This window comes from Bacillus sp. XB1, assembly GCF_053557995.1.
This window is the reverse complement of the sequence record NZ_JBNRIL010000002.1, coordinates 475777-488470: the sequence shown is the minus strand read 5'-3', so window position 1 is coordinate 488470 and position 12694 is coordinate 475777. Positions and strand designations below refer to the sequence as shown.

The window sequence follows — 12694 nt, the reverse complement described above, 5'->3', positions numbered from 1 at the left end:
TCATTCCCATCCTTTGTATATGTCTTTACTTAAATAGCGCTCACTGCTATCAGGAAAAATCGTTACAATATTTGTACCTGGTGCTGCCTTCTCTGCCTCCAGTAAGCTCGCATGAAATGCTGCTCCTGAAGAGCTCCCAACGAGAAGTCCTTCTTTTTGCGCTAATTCTTTCACTCGTAAAAATGCATTTCGATCAGAAATCGTATGAATTTCATCAAAATAAGATGTCTTCAAAAATGGCGGGATAAATTCCAGTCCAATTCCTTCGGTCTCATGTGAACCAGCCTTACCACCATTTAAAATAGATCCTTCTGGCTCTACGATAACTGTTTTAATATCTATATTTTTTTCTTTCAAATAAGATGCAGTCCCCATAAACGTACCGCCAGTTCCTGCTCCAGCAACAAATATGTTAATCTCTCCATTCAATGCGTCCCACAGTTCAGGTCCTAGTGTTTTAAAATATGCACGAGGATTTGCCTCATTTGCGAACTGACTTGGAGAGTATGAATTCGGTAGTTCATTTACTAACTCTTTTGCTTTAGCAATTGCACCGGTCATTCCTTGCTCAGTCGGTGTATGCACGACCGTTGCACCTAGTGCTTTCATTAATTCTTGTTTTTCAATACTAAATTTCTCTGGTACACAAACAATAACACGTAAATCATGTTCTAATGCTGCAAGTGCCAGTCCAATACCAGTATTCCCAGCAGTCGGTTCAATAATTGTTCCACCCCGGGTAACAAGCCCTTTTTCTAGCGCATCTTCGATTAATTCTCTTCCTAAACGATCCTTAACGCTTCCGCCTGGGTTATAAAATTCAAGCTTTGCAAATAAACGGACTCCTTTCGGAAGTGAAAAACGAGTAATTTCTACAATTGGTGTATGACCAATTAACTCATGAACTCCACGATATACATTCATCGTGTTCTCCCCCTTGTTTGCCAATAAAGAAAAGGCAACTGTATGTATTTTCTTTATATGAGACAGTTGCCTTTTTGTTACATTACTTTAACTCTTCTAACACTTTTACGATAAAGTTTGTAGAATGAAGAGCTGCTTGATCTAAAAACTGATCAAATGAAACATTTGATTCTTTACCAGCAATATCAGAAAGTGCGCGAATAATAACAAACGGAATTTCATATTGGTGGCATACTTGTGCAACAGCTGCTGCTTCCATTTCTACCGCATAAAGATTTTCAAATTTATCACGAATGGCTGCAACGCGGTTCGGATCACTCATAAATGAATCACCTGTTGCAATCATACCTTTTACAACTTGAATATTTTCTTCAGCCTGCATACATTTCTCAGCTAATGCAACTAACGCCTCATCAGCTTTAAATCCAGGCGGCATTCCTGGTACTTGACCATATTCATAGTTAAATGCTGTTACATCTACGTCATGGTGACGAACTTCAGTGGAAATAACTACATCACCAACGTTTAGAGAATGATGGAATCCACCAGCTGAACCAGTATTAATTACTTTTTCAGGCTTATATTTTTCTAATAAAATTGTCGTTGACATCGCTGCGTTTACTTTACCAATACCAGACTTTAACAAGATTACTTCATGCCCTGCTAATAGCCCTTTCGTAAATTCACAACCTGCAACCGTTTCTGTCTCTGCTTGTTCTAATTTATCACGTAAAATACGTACTTCTTCTTCCATTGCTCCAATTACAGCAATTCTCAATCTAATCCCTCTTTCTATTGCTTAGTTGCCTCCATTACCCAAACGAAATGATTTAATCTCGTGAACGTTACATGGAAGCCATTGTTTTCAAAAATAGTCTGCATAACTGGAATACGTGTATAGTATTCCGTTTGCAAATCGTTTGCTAACTGGTGGAAACCTCTTTGTTTTGCTGTTTCAACAGTTTTATCATATGCATCTTGATCTGCAAATATCGTATCAGCAAACACTATTTTACCACCTTTGTTTAGCAATTGACTATACTTCGCAATCGCTACATTTTTTTCATCATCTGTTAAATGATGAAATGCATAGGTGCTTACAATGGTATCAATTGAATTTGGAACTTCAAACGAAAGAAAATCACCGTCTGTAATTGAAAATTCTTTTGGCAATTTCTCTTTTGCAATCATGCGCATTTCACGCGACGGTTCTATACCGTAAACTGTGCGGCCAGCAAGTAATAATTTATTTGTTAAATTACCTGTACCGACACCAAATTCTAATACATTACCAAATGACTTGTTAACTACATCCTCTAGAATGTCCTCATAATGGGCGAAAACTTCTTTATATTGTATATCTTCGCCTTGTACAAATGAGTCGTACGTATGAGCCCACTCATCAAATAAACCATTAAATTCTGTACCCATAAAAATTCCCCTTTTTCTTATCGGTTTTATCAGTATGATATTCCCTCTTTCTAAAAATGTCAATTGAAATGTACATGGTATTTCCTTCTTTTCTTTGTTACACTATAGTTGATTACATAGGAGAGGGGCCGTCTTCATGTCATTTACCTTTGAAATGTTAGAAGATAAAGTAGAGTTTTTTGAAGCGGGAGACTTAGCTTCTTTAGAACGAAAAATTAGTGAACAAATTGATAATAATAAAGCACTTATGCTTGAAGTTCATCACATCTCACATCAAATGGTTATGGATCCTGAAAGCAAAAGACCGTATTATAGCGCGGTTGTTCATTTTAAATTAAAGAAATTGCGTTAACAAAAAAGAGAAGCTCCTAAGGAGCCTCTCTTTTTTAGTTTAGAGTTTGAACAAGTACTGGTTTCCAGCCCTCATTGTCTACCCAATCAATATTTACATAATATCTTTTCCCACTTTGCTTATCTTGAACATCACCATAAGCTTTGCTCTTTCCAGTTTTGTCTCTTCCAACAAAATGGAATACTAATTGCTCTTTCGGTACTTCAACACCTGCAGCAATTGCACTTTGCATCTCATTCCAATCTGATGAACCCTGTTTAAACGTCATCGCTGGTGATGAACCTTGTTCTGTTCCCACAGCTTTCCAAGAAGGTTTTGTATACGCCTCTTTTGCCTTAGATACAGTTTTCTCAGCTGATACTTTCTCGTTAGCTTTCGCTTCTTCTTCAGCTTTTTTCTGTTCTTCTTCAGCCTTTAGCTTCTCTTCTTCAGCTTTTTTCTTAGCTTCTGCTTGCTCTTGTTCTTTTTCTTTTTTCTTAGCAGATTCTTTATCTTCTGATTTTCCAGCTTTCTCATTCTTTGTTGTTTGTTGAGAGACTTTCTTATCAGTAGAAGATGCTTGCTCTTTCGTACTAGGAACGAACAATTGATATGCTACAATAGCTACTAATAGTAATACAATAGCGATTGCAATATTTAAAACACCGTTTTGACGACGTTTTTGTTGTTTCTGTTGGAATCTTGATCCTCCTGCCATTCTCCAAACCTCCATGCAGTTTTTCCTAATTGCTATTGTAACATTAAATCTAGAAAGGTTGAACATTTACAATGATATTTTCATGAAATGAAGACATTTCACTATAAATTGCAAGATTACTTTTCATTCTCCAATTGATAGATTGCTCCTACCATATCTTTAAAAATAGGTGTAACTTTATTCACTTTGCTATCAGTCTCTAGATCAACAACAACTAAAGCATATCTTGGATTCTCATACGGAAAATAACCTGCAAACCAGCGATTCACCCTCGTCCCTTTCCCTGTTTGCGCTGTCCCGGATTTTCCAGCGACACTTAGTGGCAACGAACGGAATGCCGTTCCTGTTCCTTTCTCCCTTGTTACAACGCCTCTTAATAACTCTTGTAATGTTTTCACTGTTTCATACGAAAGCTGTTTTCCATTTAACGTATGGCTCTCAAATGTAAAAAAATCCGCTCCATTTTTATATACTATTTTTTCAACTGCTTTCACTTCCATCTTTTCTCCATTCCTTGCAATCGTCGCCATCATATTTGCAATTGCTAGAGGTGATATACGTACATCTTTCTGTCCAATTGCTGTTTGTTCTACCGCTTTTTTACTATTTTTATTTTCTTCATTCCCCCAAATAGTAGTACCCTTTTCTTCTGGCATTTGCTCAAAATGAGGTGTATGAAATACAGAACCTTTCCATCCAACCTTTTCATTTGCTCCTAAAGCTGCTACGTATGTTTGTAGCACCGTCTTATCCTTTTGTAATAGCTCGTTACCTAACTCGGAAAATGTCCTGTTACAGCTCCTAGCAAAGCTCTCTTTAAAGTTAAGTGTACCCATCCTAACTTGCGGGTCGTTTTCACCATATAAATCTTTGTTACAGTTAAATGTCCGATTAAACAAATTTACTTTTTGATCAATGACTGCAGCTGCAACTACTGTTTTAAAAACAGAGCCTGGAAAATGTGGCGTTAACATTTGATTTTCAAGTGTAGTTTTATATAAATTCTCATCCCTTACTTGTAAAGACGGCTTACTAGCCATCGCTAATATTTCATTTGTCTTTACATCAAGTAATACTAGTCCCCCCTTCTTTATTTCATTCGCTTCAATCACTTCTTCTGCTTTTTGCTGCAACTCTTTATGTAAAGTAGTTTGAATCCTAACTGGATAAAATGGATTTCCTGGTGAAGTGTATTTCGCTTGCTTTCCGAAAATTGGTTCTCCTTGCCGATCTACTTGATATAATACTTTTGCCTCTCCATCAGTCAATAGAAATTCATCAAATGATTGCTGTAATCCTGAAATACCTATCGGCGTTTGTTTTGAGATTCTTTTCAATTCTCCATATCGCTTTTGAAACTCCCTTTCGTTCTCCCCTACATCACCAATTAAATGATTTATCTCTCCAGTTTGTTTTAATCGCACTTCAGCTGCTACAATACCTAATACATGTAATTCATTTACCTTCTCCATCTGCTCTCGTGTCACTCGAAATGGAGCAGTTTCTCCTTGTAGTGTAAATGCATTTTTATTATTTTTCATTTGTCTTCTAATCTCTTGTCTCGACACACCAATGATATGCGCGATTTTCTCTAACATGTCATTTTTTATTTGTAAAAATGGAAAAATAATTAAAACAGGATATTTTTCCTCACCTATTTTTTTACCATTACGATCTATAAACTGCCCACGTCCATCGTCTACTGTAATGGATTGTGTGCGTTGCGTAACACTTTTTTCAATTAAATTTATTTTGCGATCAGTAAATGATTCTGTATCTATAATTTGAATTTGGATTAAACGACAAAGCAATACAAACATAACGCTCATAAAACAAATTAAAACAATTGTAATTCTCCGTTTTATTTTCATAAAAAACACCTCGTCTATTGTAGTTTAGACGAGGTACTATTTTATTTATACAATCTCCAAAACAAAAACAGATATTATATAAGGCTATTATTGTTTCTTTGGCTTCTCTAAAAATTTCATAAGAAGCGATCTAAATTCAGTTTCATTCACTCCAGTGTTTTTAGCAACTTCAATTACAGTGGTTGTTACATTAGCCGCTATTTTTAAATAATCCTTACTAAGATTATCCATTTCATTTCTTTTTTCTTTTGCATTCTCAACTGTTACAGAATCAATACAAGTAATCATCTTATCTACAATATGTAAATAATTATTTTGTGCATCTATTATTTTTTGAATATCATCTTTATTACTTACTTTCGATTGTTTTAAATATGTATATGCTTGATTCACTTCATCTTTTAAAATTTTATCATTATTCTTCGCCTGTTCTTGTAACATATTCTTCATATCATCTATTGTTTTTTGATCCATCGAATCTCGCAATAAATAATCTGGATTCCCAATTGCGTAATCATACTTAATCGTTACATCTTGAAATATTTTCATGACAATTGCTAATTGATACGCTACATCAAAATCATTAAATTCCTTTTTATCTTGTGGATTTTCTAAGGCTTTTGAACTCTCAGTTGCTTTAATATCCTTTTTTTCTTCTTGCTTCACTTTTTCTCCCTTTGATGATGTAGTTTCTTCATTCGTTCCGCATGCAGCAAGTCCTAATATGGAGATACTACAAACCAATCCTGTAAAGATTTTATGTTTCATAATTAGCCCCTTTTCCCTTTTAAAACCTATGGTCTCTAATTATGATATCAAAGCTTAAAGTGTTTTTTTGACATTTTTTGTCGAATCACTCTAAGGTTTACACAATTTTTTTCATTCTATAGAAAAAAAAGATTCTCCCGATAGGAGAATCTTTTTTTTATTTTACAGAGACAATCTCTACTTGCATTTCTCCGCCTGGTGTTTGGATTGTTACTTTCTCACCAATTTGCTTACCTAATAAGCTTTTTGCGATTGGAGAATCGTTAGAAATTCTTCCTTCGAATGGATCAGCTTCCGCGCTACCTACGATTGTATACGCTTCTTCATCTCCGTTTGGTAATTCTTTAAATGTTACTGTTTTACCTAATGTAACAACAGTAGATACTTCGCCAGTATCTTTAATGATAACTGCGTTACGAATCATATTTTCTAATTGTGTAATACGTCCTTCTACGAACGCTTGCTCATCTTTCGCTGCATCGTACTCAGAGTTCTCAGAAAGATCCCCGAAGCTACGTGCGATTTTAATACGTTCTACTACTTCTTTACGTCTTACTGTTTTTAATTGCTCAAGTTCGTTCTCTAGTTTTTGCTTACCCTCTTGCGTCATAGGGTATGTTTTTTCTGTTGACATATTTTCCACTCCTTTTATATACCAATCCCCTGAAAAAAAGAGGAGTTCCATATGAAAACTCCTCCGCTTCCATTGTTAGCGGAGGTTTCTAGTACCCTTGCACTAGCGGAGTTGTCACATACAACCCCGTATTTCCAATTCTTCTTTATATAAAGAAGATATGTATGGAAAGTTGATATAAATATGCCCTCACCTATATATAGATGAGGTTGCATGTTTCATTGTATTCGATAAGAAGGGAAAAAATCCCTTCCTACCGTATATCTTTTACTATGCTATTACAAATTTACTTTTTGTTCAAGAATTGTTGCAATTTTTGTCACCATAATATCAATTGCAACGTGGTTTTGTCCACCTTCAGGGATAATAATATCCGCAAATTTCTTAGAAGGCTCAATAAATTGATTGTGCATTGGACGTACAACATTTACGTACTGATCAATAACTGAATCCATCGTACGACCGCGCTCTTTAATATCACGTTGCATGCGGCGCAGAATACGAAGGTCAGCATCCGTATCAACGAATAATTTAATGTCCATTAACTCGCAAAGACGTGGGTCTTCTAAAATAAGAATTCCTTCTAAAATAATTACATCTTTCGGCTCAACCGGAATAATTTCTTCTGAACGCGTATGCAATGTATAGTCATATACAGGCTTATCAATTTGCTCATATGCAAGCAACTGCTGCAAATGTTCAATTAACAGATCATTATCAAACGCAAGCGGATGATCATAATTTGTTTTTAAACGCTCTTCCATTGGTAAATGGCTTTGATCTTTGTAATAATAATCTTGCTCTAAGATTAAAATAGAATGACCTTTAAAATGGTCAAAAATCGCTTTCGTTACACTCGTTTTACCTGATCCCGAACCACCAGCAATTCCAATTACAACAGGCTTATTCGTCCCCATTCGACTATCACTCTTTCTTATTGAAGTATGCTTTTGCGCATCATATTATTCACATACACTCGTTGATCCACTTTGAATTTCACGATTTGCAACGGATGTCTCGCTGCATCTAATTCGTTTCCATCCTCATCCCAAATTTTCTCCACCGTTTGCGTAAAGTTTTCTATTTCTGGTCCAAAGAACTCCACTTCATGTCCTGGTTTGAAATGATTACGTTGCTCAATCGTTACGATGCCCGTTTCTTCATTATAATCTAACACTAAACCAGCAAAATCATACGTTGTTTTCTTACTATGATTTCCAAACATTTGCTCTTGATGTCCTGGAACCCCTTCAAAGAATGCAGGAGCTGTATCACGATTTGCACATTTATCAAGCTCATCTAACCATTCTTGTTTAAACTCAAAGTTATCTGGATCCGCACAATACGCATCAATTACTTTACGATATACAGTTGCTACAGTCGCTACGTAATGGATTGATTTCATACGTCCTTCTACCTTTAAGCTATCGATTCCGATTTCAATCATTTTTGGAATTGATAAAATTAAATTTAAATCTTTTGGACTCATCGCAAAGTGAGCATCTCCTTCTTGGAATAGAGGAAGCTCTTTTGCATCTTTATGTTGTGATACTGTTTGAACTAAATCATAATCCCAGCGGCAAGATTGGCAACAACCACCACGATTAGAATCACGCGCTGTCATATGGTTACTTAATGTACATCTTCCTGAATATGCGATACACATTGCACCATGGACGAACGCTTCAATTTCAATATCCACTTTTTCTTTAATTTCTTTCATTTCTTCATAGCTTGCTTCACGAGCTAATACAAGACGATGTAAACCTTCTTCTTTCCAATACTGTGCTGCTTTCCAGTTGGATAGTGATTGCTGTGTGCTTAAATGCACCTCAACAGAAGGCGCTACGCGTTTACAAGTCTCAATGATAAGCGGATCAGCAACGATAATTCCCGTTACGCCAGCTTTTTCAATCCCTTTTAAATATTCCTCTAGCCCGTCCATATTTTCATTATGTGCAAAGATATTTGTTGTTACGTATATTTTTGCTCCATACTTCTTTGCAAACTCAACGCCTTCTGCCATTTCTTCTAGCGTAAAGTTACCTGCATTCGAACGAAGACCAAATTCTTGTCCACCTAAATATACAGCATCTGCCCCGTAATGGATAGCTACTTTTAATTTTTCTAAGTTACCCGCAGGGATTAACAGTTCAGGTTTCTTCACAATAACACGTTTGCCATCGATCACTCGTGAAATTTCTTGTACAGTCATTTCCTACACCCTCCTCGTTTAGTAAACCGTTTCTTTAAAGAAGAATCCTGTATCTAACGGACGATTTACTGGTTGCATTTCTTCTATTTCTTTATATAGATCATCTTTCACGTCATAATATGCATCACGATCTTCTACGCATAAATCAATCGCTTGACGATATTTCTTCGTTACTTCAATAATGTATTCAGAGCTTTTTAGTACACCGTCGATTTTTAAGCTATCAACTTCAGCATCGATTAGTTCCTCTAATTCATCGATGAAACAAATGTCGTTCGGACTCATAATGTGAGTACCATTTTCATCTTCATAAATTGGATATTTATTGTTACGCTCTGGGTCATATAAGAACATATTCTCTTCATATTTTTTCTTTTCAATGTCAAGATTACGTCCTTGATACTCAAAGTAGTTTCCTACTAATGAACGCTTCGATTGGAACATACAAGTCATACCGTGAATTTGTACTTCCAGTTCCACTTCAGCATTTTCTTTTAAATCAACAATTTCATCTAAGCTAAGCTCACGAGCTAATACAGCACGCTTTGATCCTCTTTGTCCCCAGTAATTACAAGTGAACCAGTTTGTTGCTGTCGTTTCTGTATTCCAGTGCAACTGCATATTTGGTGCTACTTCACGAACAGCCATTAATACCGCTGGATCTCCGAAAACAATTGCATCTACATTTACTTCGTTTAAAAATGAAACGTAATCTGTTAATTCTTCTACTTTATCGTTGTGGAACATAGCGTTCATGGCTACGTATACTTTCACACCATTTTCATGTGCAATCTTTACAGTTTGTTTTACATCTTCACGTGAAAACTCCCCTGCTAAACGTAAACCAAACTTTTGCTCACCGATCATTACCGCATCTGCTCCTGCTTTCGCAAGTTGTTCGATATCCGCCACCGCTCTTGGCGTTACTAACAATTCAGGTTTCTTCATACCTTGGTCACCCTCTCTTTTTACTAACAGCTACTCCATCACCAATTGGGAAAATCGTTGTATCATATCCTTCATGGTTCATAAGCCACTCATTGTACGTCTTAATACGACGGATTAAACCACGTGTACGTCTGTTTTCAATTTTCTCTTTTGTCGTTACAAGACCGTGGTACATAACATTATCTGAAATAATTACGCCACCAGGATTTAATAACGGTTCATATAAGTCAAAAAAGCGACGATACTGTCCTTTTGCTGCATCAATAAAAATAACGTCAAATGTCCCGTGTTCTTTTACTTGTTCACCTGTCTCTAACGCATCACCGTAAATAACTGAAATACGATCTGTTACTGGGGAACGTTCTATATATTCAAGTGCTTTTTCATATCGCTCACGATTGCGCTCAACTGTCACAATACGTGAATTTGGAATAGCTTGCATCATACGAATACTAGAATAACCGATTGCTGTTCCAAGTTCTAAAATGCTTTTCGGTCCAATTAAACGTAAAAATTGCAGCATAAATTCCATTCCAAGTCGATCCATAATCGGCACATGATTTTCTGTTGCATATTCTTCCATTTCAAGAATTAATTTATCTTTCGGATCAATAAATGATAATAGGTACTCGTTAACTGCATCCTCCATAAATGGTCCTCCTTATTTACATGGAGAAGTGCCTCTATGACGTCTTTTCACACATAGAATGCAATAAAAATACAAGCCAGCTTTATCCTTAGCTTGTACGTCCCGTTTTGATATTAAAAACGATTCTTCTGCCAGTTTTTAACCCGATATATTTTACCACAAAAAAGAGGGATGTGCGACTTTTTTCGCTATCCCTCCCCATTTCACTATTTTTTCGTAATGTATTTTTGCTTTAATGCATTATGCTCTTCTAATGTTTTCGCATAGTACACTTCACCACTTGGTGCAGCTAAGAAATAATAATAATCTGTTTGCGCAGGTTCTAACGCAGCTTCTACTGAATGTTTACCAGAGTTTGCGATCGGCCCTATCGGTAATCCTTTTACAACATACGTATTGTACGGTGAGTTGACCTTTAAATCTTCGTATAATACACGTTGTTTATGCTTTCCAAGTGCATATAATACCGTTGGATCCGTTTGAAGCGGCATACCTTTTGCTAAACGATTATAAAAGACACTAGAGATCTTTTGACGATCTGTAAAACCAGTTGCCTCTTCTTCAATAAGTGAAGATAATGTTAAAAGCTGATGAACATCCCAATTCTTCGCTTTCATTTTCGCCTCATTTTGAACAATGATTGCATTTGTTTTCTCAAGCATTGGAATTACAATTTCTTCTAACGTCGTATCTTTCTTATAAAACGAATACGTTGCAGGATATAAATAACCTTCTAATGGGTATTTAATATTGCTATCAAAGATTTTATCCGTTAATAACTTCGGATACTTTTGCTGCATTTTTTGAATAAATGCTTTATCGTTTAATTGACGCGTAACATCATCTTTATTCCACTTTAGTTCTGTCGCAATCGTTTCTGCAATTTCAGTTACTTGCGCCCCTTCTTTAATCGTCACTTTATAAAGAGCCGGACGATGCACATTGCCAGATGACATTTGTTCGATCACATCTTCAGCATTCATTGAAGGATTTAATAAATATGTACCTGCTTGTAAACTTTTCGATTTAGCCTTTGTATAAAAACTAAAAACTGTACCGTTTTTTACAGCGCCTTTTTCTTCTAAAATTTCTCCAATTTTACTTGTAGATGATCCTTTCGGAATTTCTACTTCAATCTCTTTTTTATTCCCGCTATCAACTGGTCCTAATGCGGATGAAATATACGCATAGACTGAACCACAAACTAAAAGCAGTGCAATAATCGAAAATAAAAAGATGCGTCTACGCTTCTTTTTCACTTGATTCTCTATCAAAACATTTCCTCCTTACTTAATTGTAGACCGTATGTACACCTTTCTATACAGCACGATGTAAAAACGCTAAAAATTCACTTATCTTTTTTAATTGACACTTTATTTTTCTACAATCCGTCTCATTATACTACAAAGACTTACACAGTTTCGACAAAAAATCTTTCATTTTACATATAAATACAAAAAAAGATGGACTGTATGTCGTCCATCTTTTCAGTACTTATTATTCAGCTTCTTGCTCATCAGCTAGAGTGTTGAACATTTCTTGTACCATTTCCCACTCTTCTTCAGATTCGATTGGAAGTAAAGTTCCGCCCTCTTCTTCATTTTGCTCATAAGCCATTGCATCATAAATTTGGTCTCCATCTTCGTCTACTTCACCGATTGGAGAGAAGACTACGTATGATTTTTTTCCAAATTTTTCAGCGTCAAAAGTGAAAATAATTTCACATAAATGTTCGTTACCTTTTTCGTCTACAATTGTAATTTGATTTTCTTCCATTTTGGTCACCTCTTATTTACTATCTAAAAATCCTTGTAAGATTACGACTGCAGCCATCTTATCAATTACTTGCTTTCGCTTCTTACGGCTTACATCGGCTGAAATGAGCAGACGTTCCGCTGCCATTGTTGACAAACGCTCGTCCCACATTACAACGTCTAATTGTAACAGCTCTCGTAGGTTTTCTGCAAATTGTTGGCACGCTTCACCACGCGGGCCAATTGTACCATTCATATTTTTAGGTAAACCTACTACTATCTTGTCCACATTGTACTGCTTTACTAACTCAGAAATACGATCAAAACCAAAGTGACCTCGTTCTTCGTTAATCTTAATTGTTTCTAATCCTTGTGCTGTCCAGCCCATTTCGTCGCTAATTGCAACCCCGACTGTTTTTGTACCTACATCTAAACCTAATATCCGCATAAA

Annotated in this window: 15 protein-coding genes; 1 reads left to right on the top strand and 14 read right to left on the bottom strand. The window is 36.0% G+C overall.

From position 1 onward, the window contains the following. From ACK1U5_RS17765 to ACK1U5_RS17755, 3 genes are all read right to left on the bottom strand, one after another. Positions 1-924 carry an O-acetylserine dependent cystathionine beta-synthase gene (locus tag ACK1U5_RS17765; protein WP_001103882.1) on the bottom strand — a complete coding sequence of 308 codons (924 nt, stop codon included), beginning with the start codon at positions 922-924 and terminating at the stop codon, positions 1-3. A gap of 82 nt (positions 925-1006) precedes the next feature. Then, positions 1007-1702, bottom strand: coding sequence for a 5'-methylthioadenosine/S-adenosylhomocysteine nucleosidase (gene mtnN / locus ACK1U5_RS17760; protein WP_001217024.1), 696 nt, complete (start codon positions 1700-1702; stop codon positions 1007-1009). Positions 1703-1716: 14 nt separating this feature from the next. After that, on the bottom strand, positions 1717-2355 hold the full coding sequence (locus tag ACK1U5_RS17755; RefSeq protein ID WP_000536315.1) for a class I SAM-dependent methyltransferase: 639 nt from the start codon (positions 2353-2355) through the stop codon (positions 1717-1719). Between the two features lie 136 nt (positions 2356-2491). On the opposite strand from ACK1U5_RS17755, the gene ACK1U5_RS17750 reads away from it, so the two are divergent. Beyond that, positions 2492-2707 carry a YrzA family protein gene (locus ACK1U5_RS17750; RefSeq protein WP_000010984.1) on the top strand — a complete coding sequence of 72 codons (216 nt, stop codon included), beginning with the start codon at positions 2492-2494 and terminating at the stop codon, positions 2705-2707. A 34-nt stretch (positions 2708-2741) separates the two neighbouring features. Here ACK1U5_RS17750 and ACK1U5_RS17745 read toward each other — a convergent pair whose 3' ends face one another. The 11 genes from ACK1U5_RS17745 to ruvX form a co-directional block, all read right to left on the bottom strand. Continuing rightward, positions 2742-3404 carry a YrrS family protein gene (locus ACK1U5_RS17745; RefSeq protein WP_000897099.1) on the bottom strand — a complete coding sequence of 221 codons (663 nt, stop codon included), beginning with the start codon at positions 3402-3404 and terminating at the stop codon, positions 2742-2744. Between the two features lie 116 nt (positions 3405-3520). Next, complete coding sequence (locus ACK1U5_RS17740) at positions 3521-5275, bottom strand: peptidoglycan D,D-transpeptidase FtsI family protein (RefSeq protein WP_069604742.1); 1755 nt, start codon at positions 5273-5275, stop codon at positions 3521-3523. Positions 5276-5362: 87 nt separating this feature from the next. Continuing rightward, positions 5363-6043, bottom strand: a complete 681-nt coding sequence (locus tag ACK1U5_RS17735; protein ID WP_000680878.1) for a hypothetical protein — start codon at positions 6041-6043, stop codon at positions 5363-5365. Between the two features lie 157 nt (positions 6044-6200). After that, positions 6201-6677 (bottom strand): transcription elongation factor GreA, encoded by a 477-nt coding sequence (gene greA / locus ACK1U5_RS17730; RefSeq protein ID WP_000102591.1) that lies wholly within the window; start codon positions 6675-6677, stop codon positions 6201-6203. 278 nt (positions 6678-6955) lie between these two features. Then, on the bottom strand, positions 6956-7594 hold the full coding sequence (udk, locus tag ACK1U5_RS17725; protein WP_000537078.1) for a uridine kinase: 639 nt from the start codon (positions 7592-7594) through the stop codon (positions 6956-6958). A 17-nt stretch (positions 7595-7611) separates the two neighbouring features. After that, a complete protein-coding gene (locus ACK1U5_RS17720; RefSeq protein WP_000217974.1) occupies positions 7612-8892 on the bottom strand; it encodes a peptidase U32 family protein in 1281 nt (426 codons plus the stop codon). A gap of 18 nt (positions 8893-8910) precedes the next feature. After that, on the bottom strand, positions 8911-9840 hold the full coding sequence (locus ACK1U5_RS17715; RefSeq protein ID WP_000742811.1) for a peptidase U32 family protein: 930 nt from the start codon (positions 9838-9840) through the stop codon (positions 8911-8913). Between the two features lie 7 nt (positions 9841-9847). Continuing rightward, complete coding sequence (locus ACK1U5_RS17710) at positions 9848-10489, bottom strand: O-methyltransferase (protein WP_000389102.1); 642 nt, start codon at positions 10487-10489, stop codon at positions 9848-9850. 206 nt (positions 10490-10695) lie between these two features. Then, entirely contained in the window at positions 10696-11763 is a 1068-nt protein-coding gene (gene mltG / locus ACK1U5_RS17705; protein WP_000572136.1) for an endolytic transglycosylase MltG, read from the bottom strand. Between the two features lie 223 nt (positions 11764-11986). Next, on the bottom strand, positions 11987-12265 hold the full coding sequence (locus ACK1U5_RS17700) for a DUF1292 domain-containing protein (protein WP_000392247.1): 279 nt from the start codon (positions 12263-12265) through the stop codon (positions 11987-11989). Between the two features lie 12 nt (positions 12266-12277). Next, positions 12278-12691, bottom strand: coding sequence for a Holliday junction resolvase RuvX (ruvX, locus tag ACK1U5_RS17695; protein WP_001221193.1), 414 nt, complete (start codon positions 12689-12691; stop codon positions 12278-12280). Positions 12692-12694 lie beyond the last annotated feature (3 nt).